The 17,507-nt window shown below is 65.7% G+C and carries 15 protein-coding genes; 6 read left to right on the forward strand and 9 right to left on the reverse strand.

Features of this window, described 5'->3' with window-relative positions; all coding sequences use genetic code 11:
* Positions 1–105 precede the first annotated feature (105 nt).
* The 4 genes from WC729_RS07205 to WC729_RS07220 are packed head-to-tail and all read left to right on the forward strand — an operon-like array spanning position 106 to position 4,249.
* Positions 106–1,026 carry a dihydrodipicolinate synthase family protein gene (locus WC729_RS07205; protein ID WP_372851069.1) on the forward strand — a complete coding sequence of 307 codons (921 nt, stop codon included), beginning with the start codon at positions 106–108 and terminating at the stop codon, positions 1,024–1,026.
* A 2-nt stretch (positions 1,027–1,028) separates the two neighbouring features.
* Entirely contained in the window at positions 1,029–2,195 is a 1,167-nt protein-coding gene (locus tag WC729_RS07210) for a mandelate racemase/muconate lactonizing enzyme family protein (protein ID WP_372851071.1), read from the forward strand.
* A 54-nt stretch (positions 2,196–2,249) separates the two neighbouring features.
* Positions 2,250–2,972: an IclR family transcriptional regulator gene (locus tag WC729_RS07215; protein WP_372851073.1), complete on the forward strand. Its 723-nt coding sequence runs from the start codon at positions 2,250–2,252 to the stop codon at positions 2,970–2,972.
* 2 nt (positions 2,973–2,974) lie between these two features.
* Positions 2,975–4,249: an MFS transporter gene (locus tag WC729_RS07220; protein WP_372851075.1), complete on the forward strand. Its 1,275-nt coding sequence runs from the start codon at positions 2,975–2,977 to the stop codon at positions 4,247–4,249.
* Between the two features lie 6 nt (positions 4,250–4,255).
* Here WC729_RS07220 and WC729_RS07225 read toward each other — a convergent pair whose 3' ends face one another.
* The 6 genes from WC729_RS07225 to WC729_RS07250 all read right to left on the reverse strand — a co-directional run bounded on the left by WC729_RS07225 (position 4,256) and on the right by WC729_RS07250 (position 9,822).
* Positions 4,256–5,278, reverse strand: coding sequence for an alpha/beta hydrolase (locus WC729_RS07225; protein ID WP_372851077.1), 1,023 nt, complete (start codon positions 5,276–5,278; stop codon positions 4,256–4,258).
* A 16-nt stretch (positions 5,279–5,294) separates the two neighbouring features.
* A complete protein-coding gene (locus WC729_RS07230) occupies positions 5,295–5,552 on the reverse strand; it encodes a hypothetical protein (RefSeq protein ID WP_372851079.1) in 258 nt (85 codons plus the stop codon).
* Between the two features lie 42 nt (positions 5,553–5,594).
* Positions 5,595–6,773 carry a family 16 glycosylhydrolase gene (locus tag WC729_RS07235; RefSeq protein ID WP_372851081.1) on the reverse strand — a complete coding sequence of 393 codons (1,179 nt, stop codon included), beginning with the start codon at positions 6,771–6,773 and terminating at the stop codon, positions 5,595–5,597.
* Between the two features lie 403 nt (positions 6,774–7,176).
* Positions 7,177–7,929, reverse strand: a complete 753-nt coding sequence (locus WC729_RS07240) for an SDR family oxidoreductase (RefSeq protein ID WP_372851083.1) — start codon at positions 7,927–7,929, stop codon at positions 7,177–7,179.
* A gap of 13 nt (positions 7,930–7,942) precedes the next feature.
* Positions 7,943–8,476, reverse strand: a complete 534-nt coding sequence (locus tag WC729_RS07245) for a GNAT family N-acetyltransferase (RefSeq protein ID WP_372851085.1) — start codon at positions 8,474–8,476, stop codon at positions 7,943–7,945.
* Positions 8,473–9,822 (reverse strand): peptide MFS transporter, encoded by a 1,350-nt coding sequence (locus WC729_RS07250; RefSeq protein WP_372851087.1) that lies wholly within the window; start codon positions 9,820–9,822, stop codon positions 8,473–8,475. Before WC729_RS07250 ends, WC729_RS07245 begins: the two co-directional genes overlap by 4 nt.
* Before the next feature lie 188 nt (positions 9,823–10,010).
* Between WC729_RS07250 and argE the strand changes: the two genes are divergently transcribed.
* Together argE and WC729_RS07260 are read left to right on the forward strand one after the other, a co-directional pair.
* Positions 10,011–11,207, forward strand: coding sequence for an acetylornithine deacetylase (argE, locus tag WC729_RS07255; RefSeq protein ID WP_372851089.1), 1,197 nt, complete (start codon positions 10,011–10,013; stop codon positions 11,205–11,207).
* A gap of 11 nt (positions 11,208–11,218) precedes the next feature.
* On the forward strand, positions 11,219–11,965 hold the full coding sequence (locus WC729_RS07260) for a GntR family transcriptional regulator (RefSeq protein ID WP_372851091.1): 747 nt from the start codon (positions 11,219–11,221) through the stop codon (positions 11,963–11,965).
* Here the strand turns inward: WC729_RS07260 and WC729_RS07265 are convergent.
* From WC729_RS07265 to WC729_RS07275, 3 genes are all read right to left on the reverse strand, one after another.
* A complete protein-coding gene (locus WC729_RS07265; protein WP_372851093.1) occupies positions 11,962–13,254 on the reverse strand; it encodes a spinster family MFS transporter in 1,293 nt (430 codons plus the stop codon). The two genes, WC729_RS07260 and WC729_RS07265, sit on opposite strands and share 4 nt — an antisense overlap.
* Positions 13,232–15,226 (reverse strand): prolyl oligopeptidase family serine peptidase, encoded by a 1,995-nt coding sequence (locus WC729_RS07270; RefSeq protein WP_372851095.1) that lies wholly within the window; start codon positions 15,224–15,226, stop codon positions 13,232–13,234. Before WC729_RS07270 ends, WC729_RS07265 begins: the two co-directional genes overlap by 23 nt.
* Before the next feature lie 61 nt (positions 15,227–15,287).
* Positions 15,288–17,408, reverse strand: coding sequence for a TonB-dependent receptor (locus WC729_RS07275; protein WP_372851097.1), 2,121 nt, complete (start codon positions 17,406–17,408; stop codon positions 15,288–15,290).
* Positions 17,409–17,507 lie beyond the last annotated feature (99 nt).

Here is a 17,507-nt window from a genome sequence, read left to right on the forward strand (position 1 = left end):
CGATATGGTCCATATTGGCCTTTAGATTGCTGCAACACTGTAGTTGACACTGCGCCCCAACCGCGCAAAGATTACATATATAGCAACACAAAGATGGGAGTGGACGTGGCTGAGCTAAAGGGGGTGCTACCGATTCTGCCGACGATCTTCACTGCCAACGGCGCAGTGGACGAGGCCGGCATGCACCGCGTGCTCGACTATATCGTTTCGGCCGGGGCGCAGGGCGTGGTCTTCCCAGGGCTTGCCAGCGAATATGATACGCTCACCACGGAAGAGCGCCTGCACCTGACCGCCCGAATCGGGGAATGGCTGGATGGACGCCTCCCTTTCGTGGTCGGCGCGAGCACCGGCGACACGAAGGAGGCGATCGCCTTTGCTGAGGCCGGCGCCCGGGCGGGTGCGATGGCCGCGATGATCCTCACCCCCAAGACCTTTGCCGGCGATGCCGAGGCGATGGCCGGATTCTTCCGTGCGGCGCACCGGGGCTCGGGCATCGCGATCATGCTGCAGAACGCCCCTGCCCCCATGGGCATCGGCCTGCCGCTCGAGCAGGTCGCGGAACTGGCGCACCGTGTCGAGGGCATCCGTTTCGTCAAGGAGGAGGCGCCGCCTTCCGGCCAACGCATCACGCGCCTCACCGAGCTTGCCGGCGACTCGCTCGACGCAGTGTTCGGCGGCGCGGGCGCGCGCCATGTGATCGACGAGCTGGTCCGCGGCGCGCGCGGGACCATGCCGGCCTGCGAGATCACCGAGCTTCATGTCCGGATGCTCGACGCTTTCGCCGCGGGCGAGCGTGAATCGGCGCGCGACCTGTTCGAGCGCACGCTGCCACTGCTCAACATGCAGGCGATCTTCCGCTGGCGGCTCACCAAGGCAGTGCTCCAGCGGCGCGGCCTCATCGACAACGCTTTTGTCCGCGCGCCCGGCCCCGAGCTCGACCGCCATGATCGCGCGGAGCTGGACGCCTTGCTGGCGCGGCTGGCAGACCTGCTGCCGTCCGAAGCCCCACAGGGAGCCCTTGCCTGATCATGCGTATCGCCGCGATCGACACCTTCATCGTCACCGTCCCGCGCGACACGCCCTATCTCGGGCCGCTCGGGCCGGATGAAAGCGTCAACGCGCGCGGCTATATCGTGCGACAGGGCAACGGGACGATCTATCCGACCGTCGACCGCTCGATCGTCGTGCGGGCCACGGCTGAAGACGGCAGCATCGGCTGGGGCGAGACCTACGGAATCTGCGCGCCACGTGCGACCTGCGAGATCATCAACGACCTGCTCGTCCCAGCCCTGATAGGGCATGACGTGGTCGATATCGGTGCGACCTGGGACATGCTGTATGGCCTGATGCGCGTGCGCGGGTGCTGGGGCGGCTTCCATGTCGATGCGATCGCCGCGATCGACATCGCGTTGTGGGACCTCAAGGCCAAGAGCGCAGGCGTTCCGGTGCGCGATCTGCTCGGCCCGTCGGTACATTCGACGATCGCCAGCTATCTTTCCGGCCTGCCGGCCGCCACGCTCGAGGAGCGCGTGACACTTGCCCGCGAATGGCAGGCACGCGGCGTCAGCGCGTTCAAGTTCGCGGCAGTGGTGAGCCATGAAGGCGTGATCGAGGAAATGGCCGCGCTGCGCGCCGCGCTCGGCGACGACGCCGCGATCATGGTCGATCTCCATTGGAAGTTCGACGTCGCGGCCGCGCGGGATCTGCTCGCGTGCCTGGCCCCCTTGCGCCCCCATTTCGCCGAGGCGCCGGTGAAGCCCGAGGACATGGCCGGTCTCGCGCGTCTGGCATCGGAGAGCCCGGTCCCCATCGCGGCCGGCGAGGAATGGTACACCGACTATGAAGCGACCAACCGGCTCGCCGCGGGGCCGCTGGCATATATCCAGCCCGAGATGGGCCATACCGGGATCACGCAGTTCCTGCGGATCGCGAAGGTGGCGGCCGCGCACGGCGTGGCGATAGCGCCACACGCGACGATCGGCACGGGCATCTTCCTCGCCGCGAGCCTCAACGCGTCGGCGACGATCTCGCAGCTCTGGAAACATGAATGGCAGCATTCGGTGTTCGAGCGGAACCTCGCGCTGCTCGATACCGACATGAGTCACGACAACGCGGGCTATAAGCTCCCGACCGGACCGGGCCTGGGGGTCGAGCCCAATGCCCGCTTCTGGCAGCATGCCGAGCAGGTCGCGTGAGCGCCACCACGCTTCGTTTGGCGGGAACCGCGCCTTGGTGCATAGGATGCGACCGTGCGACCTAAACTCAACGCCCAGCCCAATCAGAGCCTGATCGACGGCATCACCACGCTCCAGGCGCTGGCGACATCGCCCGAGCCGGTCGGCTGCCGCGAGCTGGCGCGACGGCTCAACGCCGATCCGACCAAGATCAACCGGCTGCTCAAGACATTGGCCTATCTCGGCATCGCCCGACAGACCGCCAACCGCAAATATACCGCGGGTCCGGGGATGCATGTGCTCGCCGCTCAGAGCCTGTTCGCATCGGGCCTGATTCGACGTGCGCTGCCGGTGCTCGAGGGCTTGCGCCGCTTCGGCCATACGGTCGCGCTCGGCGTGCTGTGGGGCGACAGCGTGAGCTATCTGTTCCACGCGCCACCAGGCATCGAGGCGTCGCGCGGGCTCGGCCGTATCGGCCTGTTGCCGGCGACGACGAGCGGCATCGGCATCGTCCTGCTCTCGGAACTTGAGGACGATGAGGTATGCGAACTCTACAAGGATCGCGAGATCCCGATGTTCCCCCAGGGCATCGACCAACTCCTCGCCAAGCTCGCCGAGGTGCGGCGCCTCGGCTATGCCCGCGTCCATGTCGCCGATGAGCGCGACCATCATGTCGTCGCTGTCTCGACTGGCGATCCAGCGCATGCCGGCATCGCGCTGTCGGGCTGGATACCCGAATCGGGAACCGAACAACTCGTCGCCGCCCTGCGTGAGGCCACGCCCGAGATCGGCGGCTGAAAATGACAGGCGAGGCCGCGCAACAGGTCGGGCCGGCCGACGAGGTCGCGGCGGCCGGTACCGCGCCGCGCGGCGTGAGCCGGATGCGCTGGGCGATCCTGGCGCTGCTGTTCGCCTCGACCGTGCTCAACTATGTCGACCGGCAGACTCTCTCGATCCTGGCGCCGCTCGTCCAGCGCGACCTCAATATCTCGGATCTCGGCTATGCCCGGATCGTCCAGTTCTTCCTGATCGCCTATACGCTCGCCTATCTCGGCGCGGGTTGGGTGACCGACCGGCTCGGCACGCGGCTGTCGCTGGCGTTGTTCGTCGGCTGGTGGTCGCTCGCCAACATGGCGACCGGCCTGGTGAACAGCGCGATGGCCCTTGGCGGCGCGCGCGCGATGCTGGGCCTCGGCGAGGCCGGGAACTACACCGCCGGCCCCAAGGCGATCTCCGAACATTTCCCACCGCCCGAGCGCGGTTTCGCCTTCGGCGCCTATACCGCGGGCGCGATGGTCGGCGCGACGATTTCACCACCGCTGATCGGCTGGCTGGCGCTGACTCATGGCTGGCGCGCCGCCTTTGTCGCGACCGGTGCGCTTGGCTTTGTGTGGCTGGTCGCCTGGCTCGCCATCTATCCACGCGACCGGCAGGCGCACGCAGTCGCGCGCGAGCCCACGCCCTGGGCGGCCATCCTGCGGGAGCGGCCGCTCTGGGGTTTCGCCCTGGCGCGGCTGATCGCCGACCCGGTCTGGTATTTCTATCTTTTCTGGTTCCCCAAATATCTTGCCGACGAACGCGGGATGGATCTCGCGGGCGTCGCCGCCACTGCCTGGATCGTCTATCTCGCCGCTGATTTCGGCAGCATCGGGGGTGGGCTCTTCTCCGGCTGGCTGATCCGTCGTGGCATGACGCCGGTCCGCAGCCGTCTCACCGCGATCGGGATTGCCGCAGTGCTGGCGCCGCTGGGCATGCTGATCTCGACCACGCCGGCCGTCCCGTTGACGCTCGCGGTCGCCGCCTTGGTCGCGTTCGCGCACCTGATCTTCCAGATCAACATGGGTACGCTGATCGTCGATCTCTATCCGACACGCGTCGTGGCGACCGTGTTCGGCTTCGTGGCCGCAGGCAGCGGGCTGGGCGGCATCTTCTCGACCCAGATCGTCGGCCAACTGGTCCAGTCGGGTAATTACCCGCAGATCTTCCTGTTGATGGGGCTGCTTCACCCAGTCGCAGCGCTGGTCGCCTGGGGCGCACTGCGCAGCCAGCCGCGCTCGCGGCTCCGGCCCGCATAGGCGGCTTCAGGCCAGATTGTTTCGCACCAGCCACTTCCGCGCGAGGGTCGGCCAGTCCGACATCGGCCAGGCCGGATCGCCGCGAAATCCCAGACCGTGCGCGCCTTCGTCGAACAGGTGCAGGTCGATGACGCCGCCTGAGGCGCGCACCGCCGCGAACAGCGCCAGCGACTGATCGACCGGCACGACGCGGTCGTGCACGGCATGGACCAGGAAGATCGGCGGCGTGATGCCCGGCAACGGGCCGTCGAGCGACCATGCGGTCATGTCGCTTGCGGAAGGGCTCGGTCCAAGCAGGGCGAGCCGCGTGCCGGCATGGCCAGCCGGGCCCATCGACACCACTGGATAGAGCAGGATCGCCCCATCAGGCCGGGTCAGCAGGCGGTCGGCCTCGTCAATCGGCGCATAGGTGCGGTCATAGACCTTGACGCACAGGCTTCCCGCAAGATGACCGCCGGCCGAGCCGCCCATCACAACCACGCGTTTGGGGTCGACGCGCCAGCGCCCTGCCCCGCCTACGCGGATCAGCCGCATCGCGCGCTGCGCGTCCTGCAATGCTACCGCCGCCCCGGCACCCCAGCGATCTGCGGGGAGCCGGTAGCGCAACACGAACGCGGCAATACCGAGCGACGCGAACCAGCGTGCGCATTCATACCCTTCGCGGTCGATGCCCACGCGCGAATAGCCGCCGCCCGGACAGATCAGCACCGCCGCGCCACTGGGGTTGGCGGGCGCGAAATAGGCGATGGTCGGTCGCGTGACGTGCACGCCAACCCGGTAGCGCAGGCCAGCCGTGTCCCATTGATCGTCAATCGTCTCGGTGATGGCCGGGACTGGGCCGCCCGGCATCTTGCCCTCGGGCCAGAGCGGCATGACCAGATCCGGCTCGCGCGGATCGATCGAGAAGGCAGTGAAGGGCGAGACGGGCGGGGCCTCCTGTGCCTCCGCCCGGCCCGCGATCGCGACAAGCGGGAGCACCCCCGCCCCGGTCAGGAAACGCCGCCTCGATCCGCTCATGTCGCTCGTCATTCGCTCATTCTCTCATTCAGATGGCAGGCAACACGCCGAGATCGGCATAATTGGGCGCGTTTGCCTCTCGCGGAGCCGGTGGATCGACTCCCGAATTATAGCGGTTGCCGGCCTCTGCCGGTTCCGGCGGCGTCGGGGACGCTACCGGAACCGGCGTGATAACCGCTACGGGGTAGCGTGCCGGCGCGGCGACGACACGGATGGCATCCTGCTCCACGATCCTTTCGGAACGAGCGAGCAGGAGACCAGCAGTCGCCCCTAGAACAACCACCATCGTTCCCAGGGCAAACCCGCGCCGCATGGTCGTCGCCATCTGCTACACGCGAACGAACTTGACCGCCCCGGCGCGCTGACAGCCGGTATGGACGGTGTTGGTTACGCCGATCGCGGGGTTGGTCGTGCCGGCATTGAAGCTGTGGGTGCCAAGATCCACCCAACCCGAGGTGCCGGTCGTGAAGTTGATCGTCGTCGTGGTGTTTCCCGAGGCCGCCTGGACCCGGACTTCGGCTTGCGTATCGGCGTTCGCGTTGACGGTCTTCCAGATATAAACGTGATAGTCGCCCGACTGGTTGAATCCCGGCGCGAAGATCGCCTTGGCACCCGCTGTGCAAGAATAGCGCTGCGGCATCAGGCCGAAACCGGCCAGCGTGCTGTCCAGCCAGCCTGTGCCACTCTCGCTATATCCATAACGGCCGTTCATCACATATTGGTCGCGTTTGTAGAACCGGACCGTGTCGTAATATTGCGGCGTGCCGCCGACCGAGACGGGCGCGCGATAGGCAATGGCAGTCAGCCAGATGTTCACCGGATCCTGACGATACTGCGTCGTCGAATAGGCGACCGTGCAATATTTCGTACCGTCGAGATAAAAGTCGACCGCGCCTTCGCGCCAGTCGGCGCCATAAGTGTGATAGGCGGCCGTCAGGTTCACACCGGGCGCATAGGTGGCGCAACGCGGGCCGCCGATATTGGCGCCCGAACCCGCCTGGCCATTCCAGATCTGCAGCCCGCTCGGGACATGGGTCTGGTCCGCCGTGTCGATCTCCGCCTGGTCGATCTCGAGATAGCGGCCCGCGGCAAAGGTATCGCTGCCGTCGCCCGCCATCATCCAGAAGCTGTTGTGCCAGCCGGTGTTGGTGGTGTTCTTCGCGCGGACTTCGTAATAGCCATAGCCGAACTGCTGCTTGCTGATGACGCCGGCGCCGGTATACGCCTTGCCGCTCACGCTCTCCTGTTTCATCAACAGGCTGAGCTGGCCATTGTCGATGACCGCATTGGCGGCCAGCTGTGCGCTCAGCGCTTTCACATCGGTGCGAAAATTCCAGCGGCTGGTGTCGACCGACGTGCCGCTGAAGGTCTCTTCCCAGGCGAGTCCGTACAGGGTCGATGGCGGATCGGCCAGAGCCCCGGCCGGCGCGATCGCCGCGGCGACGGCTCCCAGAGCAAGCACCGGCCGCAAGGTGCGGCGGGCACGGGACGCGAAAATGCTATTCATGTCGCTTCTCCTCTCCTGCCGGCTTTTATCGTCGGTGCCGGCTTCCCGATCTCTTGCGTGGAGATCGAACACAGTTGGAACGCGACGGAGCAGTCATGCCCTCCGCGCGATCGCCTCACACAATGATGGTGGAAATTGCGCGCGCCGGTTGCGGCCGTGCCGGGATCGGAATGGCCATCAAAGGCCGGTCGCTGACGCTATCCCTCTCCCTGCTGCCTATTTCAACGCGGCAACACTTATAGCTAATTCAGCAACACAACAAGTGCGCCCGTAGGGAGTATACTAAGGAAAAGCGATAAATAGAGCCGGTATGAAGCAACAATGTTGCTATGTGCGATACATTTTCATGGAAGGCACGTCGATCACGGAATGCACGGGCGGCAGCGATAAGGCGCGGCGCTGGTTATCCCCGCCCGACAAAGGGCATCTTGGTCGCCATGATCGTCATGAACTGCACGTTCGCGTCCAGTGGCAGGCTGTCCATATAGGCAATCGCCTCTCCGATCCGCGCGACGTCCATCACTGGCTCCGCCGCGATCGACCCATTGGCCTGGCGAACCCCGGCGGTCATCGCTGCGGCCATGTCGGTCGATGCGTTGCCGATGTCGATCTGCCCACAGGCGATGTCGTATTTCCGGCCGTCGAGCGAAGCGCATTTGGTCAGCCCGGTGATGGCATGCTTGCTCGCGGTATAGGGGGTGGAATCGGGGCGCGGGCTATGCGCCGAGATCGATCCGTTATTGATGATGCGTCCGCCGCGCGGCGTCTGGTCCTTCATCGCACGGAACGCAGCCTGCAGGCACAGGAATGCGCCGCTTAGGTTGACGTCGATCACCCGACGCCATGCATCGAACGACAGATCCTCGATCGGCTGTGGCGCGATGTTGGTGCCTGCGTTGTTGAATAGCAGGTCGACGCGCCCGAACTGGCCGACTGCCTGGTCGAACAGATCGCTCACCGCCTGCGGATCGGTGACGTCGGTCGGCACGATGAGCGATCGTCCACCGGCAGCATCGACCAGCCTGGCCGTCTCCCGCAAGGTGTCGACCTTGCGTCCGGCGAGCACCACGCCGTAGCCGCGCCTGGCCAGCGCGATCGATACCGCGCGCCCGATTCCGCTTCCCGCGCCGGTCACAACCGCGATCCGTCCCGACATCATGGTCTCTCCCTCAATCAGGGCCGACGATAGCGGATGGCCGCAGCCTTTCGAAGCGTTCGATTGAGCTATCGGCCATATCCACCGCTCCGATCGAACGATAGCCGTGGCGCTCGGCGAGCTTGATCGAGGCCAGATTGTCAGGGGCGATCAGGCAGGTGGTGCGCGCCATGTCGAGGTCGCCATCGGCCTGTGCAAGGATCGCGTCGAGCGCCTCGGCGGCGAAACCCCGCCCCTGCGCCCAACCCACGAGCGCCCAGCCTGCTTCAGGATCGTCCAGGCTATTGGCGCGCCGTTGATAGGCGATTCCCGCCTCGCCCACGAAGCGACCCGATGCTGCTTCGCGGATGATCCGATAGCCGAAGCCGAACAGGGCCCAATGCCCGACATATTTGAGCAGCCGCGCCCATATCTCCTCGCGCGTGCTCGGCCGTCCGATATGGCGCAGCAGATCCGCGTCGCTCCACAGGGACAGCATGTCGGCGAAGTCGGGCTCGCCCGGCGGACGCAGGACCAGCCGCGGCGTCATGATTTCCCCGAAGGTCATGTCCGTTCCCCGATCAGTTGCAGGATCATCGGCCGCAGCAGCAACGCGGCGCAGACTCCGGTCGCCGCGATGCCGGCATGGAGCAGCCAGAAGAGCGCGGGGCCGAGCGGTTCGTAGAAGCGCCCGAGCCAGCCGACAAAGATGTTGGCGAGCGCGATCGACATGATCGACAGGCTCATCATCAAGGTCGCGTGCGACGGCGGCGCATGGGTGGAGACGAATGCCCGCAAGGGTGGCTCGCCCCAGATGAAGCTGAAATCGAGCAGCACGAAAAAGGCCAGCACCCAGAGCAATGCCACCGGCCCCGCGGACAGCGCTGATGCCGCCGCGAGGATCGCGAAGGCGCCGCAAGTCATCGCACTACCGATCGCCATCTTGGTGAGGCTGCCGGGCTCTCGCCCTCGCGCCTGCAGGGCCCGCCAGAAACGCACCGTCAGCAGGATGCCCGCCATGGTAGCGATGCCGTCGAAGGTGAACATCCAGGTCACCGGGATCGTCGCGCGCCAGACCTCTCGATTCACGTGCGCCGACGCCCAGACCGGGAAGAGATTGTAGGCCTGATAGACCGCACTGAACATCAGCAGATAGGGAATGAAGGCGAGGAACAGGCCGAGGATCGCACGTCGTTCCGCAATCGTGAGCCGCAACCGCGCCTCACGCAGCCGCCGCACCGGCAGTTCGGGCGGCAGGTAGCGGCGACCCGACAGGTAGATCACCAGCGCGGCCGCCATTGCCAGCGCGGCGACACCGAAACCGTAATCCCAGCCCAATGTCTCGCCCAGGGTCCCGCAGATCAACGGTGCGGCGAACGCGCCGAGGTTGCGCACGAACATATAGATGCCGAAACCACGCGTCCGGCGGGGGTCACTGGCCTCGTAGAGATTGCCGATCTGCACCGCCATATTGCCCTTGATGCACCCCGCCCCGAGCACCAACAGCAACAAGGCGAGCAGGAAAAGCCGCTCCGACGTCATCGCCAGATGCCCCAGGGTCATCAGCACCGCGCCCAGCACGATCGTCCGGGTCTGCCCCAGCACCCGGTCGCCCAGCCAGCCACCCAGGAGCGGGGTGGCGTTGACCAGCCCGGCATAGAGCCCGAAGATTTGCGACGCGAAGGCGATCACGGTCATCTTGCCCGTCGCACCTTCCAGCAGCGCGCGCAGGCCGCCGAGCCCGGCGACATGCTCGAAGTGCCCCGGCTGAAGCAGCTGGCTGACCATGTAGAGCACCAGCAGCGCCTGCATGCCGTAATAGGAGAAACCCTCCCACACCTCGGTGAAGGCAAGATAGCCGAGCCCGCGCGGGTGGCCGAAAAAGGCGGTGTCCTCCGTCTTCCCCTCGCGCATCCGCTTCAGCCCCCTTTCGCCTTTTGCACCGATACGGTCGAAATATCGGTTGACTGTGTATCACTGGAATACAATATGTATACATGGATTTGCAGAGATTTGCGGGGGCGGGAGAATGAATCGATCGTGTCGTGGGGAGCGCCGCCGCGCCCTGCCCGTCCCTGCCGGCATCCGGGAATAGATCGATCGTGCTGCCCATCATCGACAAGCCGGCATCTGCAGACTCCGACTCGATCGCACACGACGCGATCGAGATTCTCGCGCGGCTGGTGTCGTTCGACACCACCTCGGCCGATTCCAACCTCGCACTGATCGAATATGTCGAGACGTACCTGGCGGAGCACGGCATCACCGCGCACCGCGTGGCCAACGCCGACGGTTCAAAGGCGAACCTGCTGGCGACGATCGGCCAGGGTACCGCGGGCGGGATCATCCTGTCGGGCCATACCGATGTGGTACCGGTGGTCGACCAGCCATGGAGCTCCGATCCGTTCGAGTTGGTCGAACGCGATGGTCGCCTCTTTGGTCGCGGCACCAGCGACATGAAGGGCTTCCTTGCCCTCGCCATGGCTGCGGTGCCGTTGCTCGCTCACGAGCAGCTCGAACGGCCAGTGCATCTCGCCTTTTCCTATGACGAGGAGATCGGCTGCCTCGGCGCGCCCGACCTGATCCGCAGCATCCTCGATCTCGGCTATACCCCGATGGCGGCGATCATCGGCGAGCCGACCAACATGCAGATCGTCAACAGCCACAAGAGCATCCAGCTCTATGAGGTCGTGGTCACTGGTCGCGAAGCGCATTCGAGCCTGGTCACCGAGGGTATCTCGGCCAACATGGTGGCGATCGACCTGCTGTCGACGCTCGCCCGGATCGCCGAGACGGAAACGCACCACCGCGATCCGCATTTCGATCCGCCCTGGTCGACGCTGACGGTCGGCACCATCCATGGCGGCACCGCGCCCAACATCCTCGCGCGCGAGTGCCGCTTCACCTTCGACCTGCGCTGCGTGCCCGATCGCGATGCCGACGAAGTGCTCGCACCCTTCTGGGTCGCGGTCGAGCAGGCAAGTCAGCGCCTCGCCACCGAGGGCGACGAGACCGGCATCATGGTAGAGCGACTGGCCAAGGTACCCTCACTCCGCCGCGAGGAAGACGGCGCGGCCGAGCGTCTGTCGGCGATGCTGAGCGGTGCGAATACCCCCGGCACTGCAGTTTCCTATGGCGCCGAGGCCGGGCAGTTCCAGGAAGCGGGCCTTTCCACTGTCATATGTGGCCCGGGATCGATAACGCAGGCACATCGACCGGACGAGTTCATCGAACTCAGCCAGATGGAGGCGGGCGCCCGCTTCATCTCAAGGCTGGTGTCATTCGTGCGGGTTGGTTGAGGGGCTCAGGGATGGCGAAGAACAAGGCCGTTGAACCGATCGAGATCGAGGACGGCGAGGACGAGGTCAGGCAGTCGAGCGGCCAGCGCGTCTACTCGCTGCTGCGCGAGCAGATCCTGAGCCTCAAGCTTCCCCCCAATGCCGAGCTCGACGAGGTACAGTTCAGCCGCGAGCTCGGCTTTTCACGCACCCCGATCCGCGAAGCACTGATCCGCCTCGCCGCCGACAGTCTCGTCGTGCTCGCCCCCAATCGCGGCGCGCGCGTGGCGCCGCTGGATTTCGACCAGGTGCCGCAACTGATCGAGACGCTGGAGCTGTACGAACGCGCGACGACCCGGTGGGCCGCGCAGCGCCGCCTGCCGCTCCATCTCGTCGCACTGGAACGCGCGAACAGCGACTTCGCCGCCGCTTGCGAGACGGGCGATCCGCGGCTGGTGGTCGAGACCAACTGGGCCTTCCACGACGCGATCAACCAGGCGTGCGGCAACCAGTATATGGCGGCCGACTGCTCGAAGATGCTGCGCGGCGTGATGCGCCTCTCGCTGCTCGCTTTCCGCCAGAACGATACGAGCCTCGCCGACTATGACATCGTCGTCGCGCAGCATCAGGAGATGATCGACGCGATCCGAGCGGGCGACGCCGACCGGGCCGAGGAGCTGGCCTATCTCCACTCCGACGAGTTCCGCGACCGGATGAAGACCTTCATCTCCGGCAAGCCGACCTCGGAACTGTCGCTCGGCGAGCGGAGGGCGCGTTAGTCCTCCATGTCCGCCGGCATGTGCCGCGCGGCGAGGAAGGTGACGATTGCGGTCGGAATGGTCAGCGCCATCACGATCAGCAGCGCGTAGCGCAGCCCTTCCGGACCATGGCTCGCGCTGAACATGTCGCTGAGCGCGCCCGTCACCACCGGCCCGATCCCGAAGCCGAGCAGGTTGCTGAAGAACAGCAGGAGCGCGATCGCGGTTGCGCGCCGCGCACTGCCGCACACCGCGTGGATTGCCGCGAAGGAGGCGGGCAGCGAGGCGTAGAGCAGCACGCCGCCGACGGTGCTGACGATCAGGAACCAGCTCAGGTCGTCAATCAGGAACATCGCCATGCACGGCACCGCGGCCAGTCCGAACCCGATCGCGGGAAACCACGCCGTCCAGCGCCGGTCGCGCCGCACCAGCACATCGCACAGCCAGCCGCCGACAAGGCTGCCGACCAGCACCGCGAAGGCTGAGCTCATCCCGTAATAAAGGCCCGCAGTAGCGATTGGGCTGCCGACCACGCGGATCAGATAGGAGGGCACGAAGACGAGCGAGCCATAGGCCGCGAAGCTGTACAACGTCTGGGCGATCAGCAGCCGCACATAAGCCGGCTTCGCCGCCAGTTTCCGGATCGAGACCCCGAAACTCTCGCCGTCACCCGCCTCTTTCGCGCCCGCCTGCCGCCTCGGCTCGTCGAGCACGAAGAAGACGATCGCCGCGATGATCAGCCCCGGCAATCCGAACGCGACCAAGGTCACGCGCCAGCCGAACGCCGTCACCAGCTGCGATCCGACCGACAGCCCGAGCAGATAGCCGGCCGTGCCGGACGTCGCGAAGATCCCGATCGCCCGCGCCCGCATATCGGCCGGGAAATAATCGACGATCAGCGATTGCGAGGGCGGTGTCGCCCCCGCCTCGCCCACGCCAACCCCGATCCGCGCTGCGAGCAGATGCCAGAAACCCGTCGCAGCGGCGCAGAGCATGGTCATCACGCTCCACACGCTGATCGCGGCGGTGATCAGCAGCTTGCGATCGCCGCGATCGGCATAGCGCGCGATCGGCACGCCCAGTACTGAATAGAGCAAGGCGAAGGACAGGCCGCTGAGCAGGCCAAGCTCGGCATCGGACACCTGGAACTCGTGCTTGATCGGCTCGAGCAGCACCGAGATCACTACCCGGTCGACCGAGCTCGACGTGCCCACCAGGAACAGCACCGCGAGGAAGATCCAGCGCCGCAACGGCGTGTAGCGGTGCGACGCGTCCGCCACCGTGGGCTCAGCGCCTGCGATCGCCCCCATTGCGGTCCTCCCAGGTCCTGAACCAGCGCAATACGCGCACGCCCTGGTCGATCTGCGCCTCGAGCCGGGCCGCGGCATGGCCTTCCTCGGGATAGAGCACCAGCTCCGACGGCACGTCGCGCAGCACCAGCGCATGGTGGAACTGAGTCGCCTGGGTCGGCGGCGTGGTCTTGTCCATCTCGCCCGCGATCAGCATCGTCGGGGTCGAGACCTTGTCGGCGTGGCGCAGCGGACTGCGCATGTCGAAGATGCCGCCGACCTCGTAGGGGCCGCCCTTCGAATAGATTTCGAGGAATTCGGGGTGATGCGCGGTGAAGAAGAAGGAGCGCATGTCGCTCAGCGGCGCGATCGCACAGGCAGCGCTGAACCGGTCGGTCTGGGTGACCAGCCAGGTCGTCATATAGCCGCCATAGCTGCCCCCGGTAACGAACAGCCGCGCGCCGTCCACTTCGTGATGCGCGATGACATGGTCGATCCCGGCCAGCACGTCGTACCGGTCCTCGCCGCCCCAATCGCCGATCACGCGGCTGGCGAAATCCAGCCCGCGCCCCGAGCTGCCGCGCGGATTGGGGAAAAGCACGGCATAGCCCTGACTCGCCAGCAGGGCGGCAAGTGGATTGTCGAAGGTCCAGCTATCGCGGAAGAGATGGGAGGGCCCGCCATGGATGAACGCGACGAGCGGCGGGCGGGTCACCCCGGCCGGCTTCATCAGATAACCGTGCACTTCCAGCCCATCGCGGCCTTGCCACCGGATCGCTTCGGCCGATCCGATCGTGTCGATCAGCTCGCCAATGCCCGGGCTGGCGAGATCGAGCACCATCTGCTCGCGCCCCTCCTCGACCCGCAGCAAATGCGGATAGCGGTCCGATCCATGGCCCGGCACCAGCACGCCGTGCTCGCCCACCGGACTGGCATACGGCACCTTGCGGCCGGCAGTGCCGCCGGATTCCCACTCGATCGTCGCGACGCCGGTCATAACATCGAGCGTGCCTGCAACCGTTCCCGGTGCGCGGAACCCCGTGAAGAATAGCGCCTTATCGTTGCGCCAAGCCAGCGCGGAGATTTCCGCCCCAACATCCGGCATGGTCGGTTCGCCGCCATCGCGGTCGTAGAGAAGCAGCGTGCCCAACGCGACGGTGCGGTGGAAACGCCCCTGCACCACCGCGATCCGTCGCCCATCGGGCGAGGCACAAACCTTGGCCAGTTCAAGATCCGATGTGGTGAACGGCACGAACGCGCCGCCCTCCGCCGACGCGATACTGATTTCGGTCTGGTACCACCCGCCCTCGGTCGGTCTCGCCGACAGGATCGCCACGACCGCGTCGGGGCCGCACCATTCAGCCTCCCACACATTCTGGCCCGCGACACCCAGATCGGTGAGCGTACCGCTCTCCACATTCCAGATCCGCGCGCGGCGCCACAGATTGTCGTGCCCGCCGGTCTCGACCGTCGGCATCCAGGACGGCCGCGCCTCTTTCGTCGCACTGCCGATCCGCGCGGTGCTCGCCGAACCCGCCGCATCGGCGCCCGCATCGGCGCTCTGGATCAGGATACGGCGCCCGTCCGTCGACCAGGCAAAGGCCTCGACTGCCTCCCCGATCAGAACCGGGCCAGGCTTGCGCGACGCGAGGTCGCTCGCATCGGCCAGGCAAAGCTGGAAATTCCCACCGCCATGCCCACGATCCGACAGGAACGCCAAGGTGCAGCCGTCGGGCGACCAGTGCGGATCGGTATCGTTCGCCCCGTCTTCGGAGAGCAGCGCCAGCGCCCCGTCCCGCCCGATGACCCCGATCCGCGTGACGGGAAAGCCCCCGCCCGCGTCGTAGATCGGTCCGGCGATGGCAATCACACCGCTCGCCGGATTCTCCACCGCATGGACGATCGCGTGGAAATGCTGAGTCCCAGGCCGATAGATCGTCTCGAAATAGCCCGCGACCCTCTCGCGGATCGCCGACTCCATATCCTCACGCATTGCCGGTCCCATCGTCAGCACATACCGGTCTTAACCGCTGCAGGGACCGGCCAGCCACCCCTCAAAGGTGGAACTCGAACTGCAGGCCCACGGTGCGCGGGCGCTGGCGCATGAACAGGCTGATGTCGCTCGGCGGCTGCAGCACGCTGTGATCATTGGTGATGTTGTCGATGAAGAAGGTTGTCGTCCAATTGGCCGGCGACTTGAGCGAGAAAGCCGCACGTGCCGTCAGCGGCGCATCGCTGACATAGAGCCGCGACACGCCGGACACGAGCGCCCGCGCCGGGATCGCCGACCGATAGTTGATCGATCCCTCGAGCCGCCCTTCCAGCCCGCCCAGCGGGAAGCTGTAATCGGCAAAGCCGCTCGCGGTATGCTCGGGCGAGAAGGACAGGCGCTCGCCCTTGTTGAACAAAACGACCAGGTTCGACACCACCTGCTCGTCGAGCTTCAGCCCGCTCCAGCTATAGGTGCCGCCAATCGCGAAGCCGGGTGCCGGCCGCGCGGTCAACGACAGGTCGATACCGAACCCGCTCGCCGACGGCCCGTTGACCGAGGCCGCGATCGGCGCACCGAGGTAGCGCAGGGTCAGGTTCTGCTGGATGTCGTTCCATTTGATGTAGAATAGCGCGGCGTCAAAGCTCAGCCTGCCGTCGAGAATGCTGCCCTTGGTGCCGACTTCATAATTGTGCAGCTTGTCGGCCTTGACCGAGGGTAGGTCCGGCGCGGTACGGATGACCGACGGGCTCTGGTTGAATCCGCTGCGGAAGCCTTGCGAATAGGAGGCATAGGCGGTGAAGGTCTTGCTTGGCAGCCAGGTGAGCACCGCACGCGGCGTGATCGCCTCGAACGTCTCGGTCTTGTGCGCAAGCACCTGTGCCGGATTGCCCGTCGTCGGTGTCAGTTCGATCTGCGAGACTCGGTCGTTGAAATAACGCAGGCCACCGGTCAACTCGATCGTATCATCCATGAAGCTCTGGGTAAGCTGACCGAACACAGCGAAGGACTTCGACTTGTCGTTGGTGTTGATCGGCGCCGGCAGCACGAACAATGTCTGGTAGAGAAGGTCGGTCGCATCGCGGTAGAAACCGCCGACCGACCATTTCAAGCTGCCGGTTCCAGTCGAATTGAGCAGCAATTCCTCAGTGAACACCTTGGATCGGATCTCGGTGAACAGCCGCTGCCCCGCGCCGAGCGAGGTATAATCGCGCTGGCTGAGATTGGTGAATTCCAGATAGCTGGTCGCACTGCTGATGCTGACGCCCGGCAGCTCGTATCCGAGCTTCGCGCTGTACGCGTCGAAGTTCAGCGTCTGCGGCAGCGGCACCGGCGACGATTGGTTGCCGTTGCCGTCGGCGTAGTTAGGCGCATCCTGGTCGATCCTCGAAATCCAGGCCGACAGGCCTACACTGAATTCGTCGGTCAGCTGCGCATTGAGCTTCGCCCGGAAATAGCGCGACTGCTGGTCGTTGGCGTTGCGCTTGTTCTGCGCGGGCTGGTCGATCCAGCCACCCGCTTCCTCGGCACCTGCGACGACGCGGAGCGCAAGCTTGCCTGGAACCAGCGGGATGTTGACCGCCAGGTCCCCGCGATAGCTCATCTCGCCGCCGTCAGTGGTGGAAAGGCCGGCGCGCGTCTTCAGCTCGAACTTGTCGGGATTGGCGTCATTGGTGATCAGCCGCACAACGCCCGCCAGCGAGTTCGCGCCGTACAGCGTGCCCTGCGGCCCACGCAACACCTCGACCCGCGCCATGTCATAGGCATTGGTGTCAGGCAGGATCGCCGACTTCACCAGGCCGAACGGCACTGAGTCGATATAATAGGCGGCCGTGCTCGATCCCGACAGCGTCGCGCCGGCGGCGGCGACGCCGCGAATGGTGAGTTGGGTTGCGCCACCCTGGGCCGTGCTGGTGATCGACAGGCCCGCGACATTGCGCAGCGCATCGGTGACCCCGCCGGTCGACTGGCTGTCGAGCCTGTCGCCGCCCAGAACCGAGATGGAGATCGGCACGTCCTGCAGCCGCTCGCTGCGCTTCTGCGCGGTGACGACGATGTCTGGCTGCTCGTCCGCCGCTGCCGGCTCGGGCACCGGCGCGGTCTGCGCGCTGGCTGCCGATATCAGCGCCCAGGGCAGGACCAGAGCCGCGCCGTACTTCAACCCCATCGCTCGCTTCGTGACCATCGAATTCCCCTTTTCCCCGTCTCGCGCCTCTGGGCACGTTATGAAATACGCGGTGAACACATCCTGTATAATCTGTGTAGACAAGTCAAGCGATCAACT

This window comes from Sphingomonas sp. (genome assembly GCF_041661825.1).
Taxonomy (GTDB): Bacteria; Pseudomonadota; Alphaproteobacteria; order Sphingomonadales; family Sphingomonadaceae; genus Sphingomonas.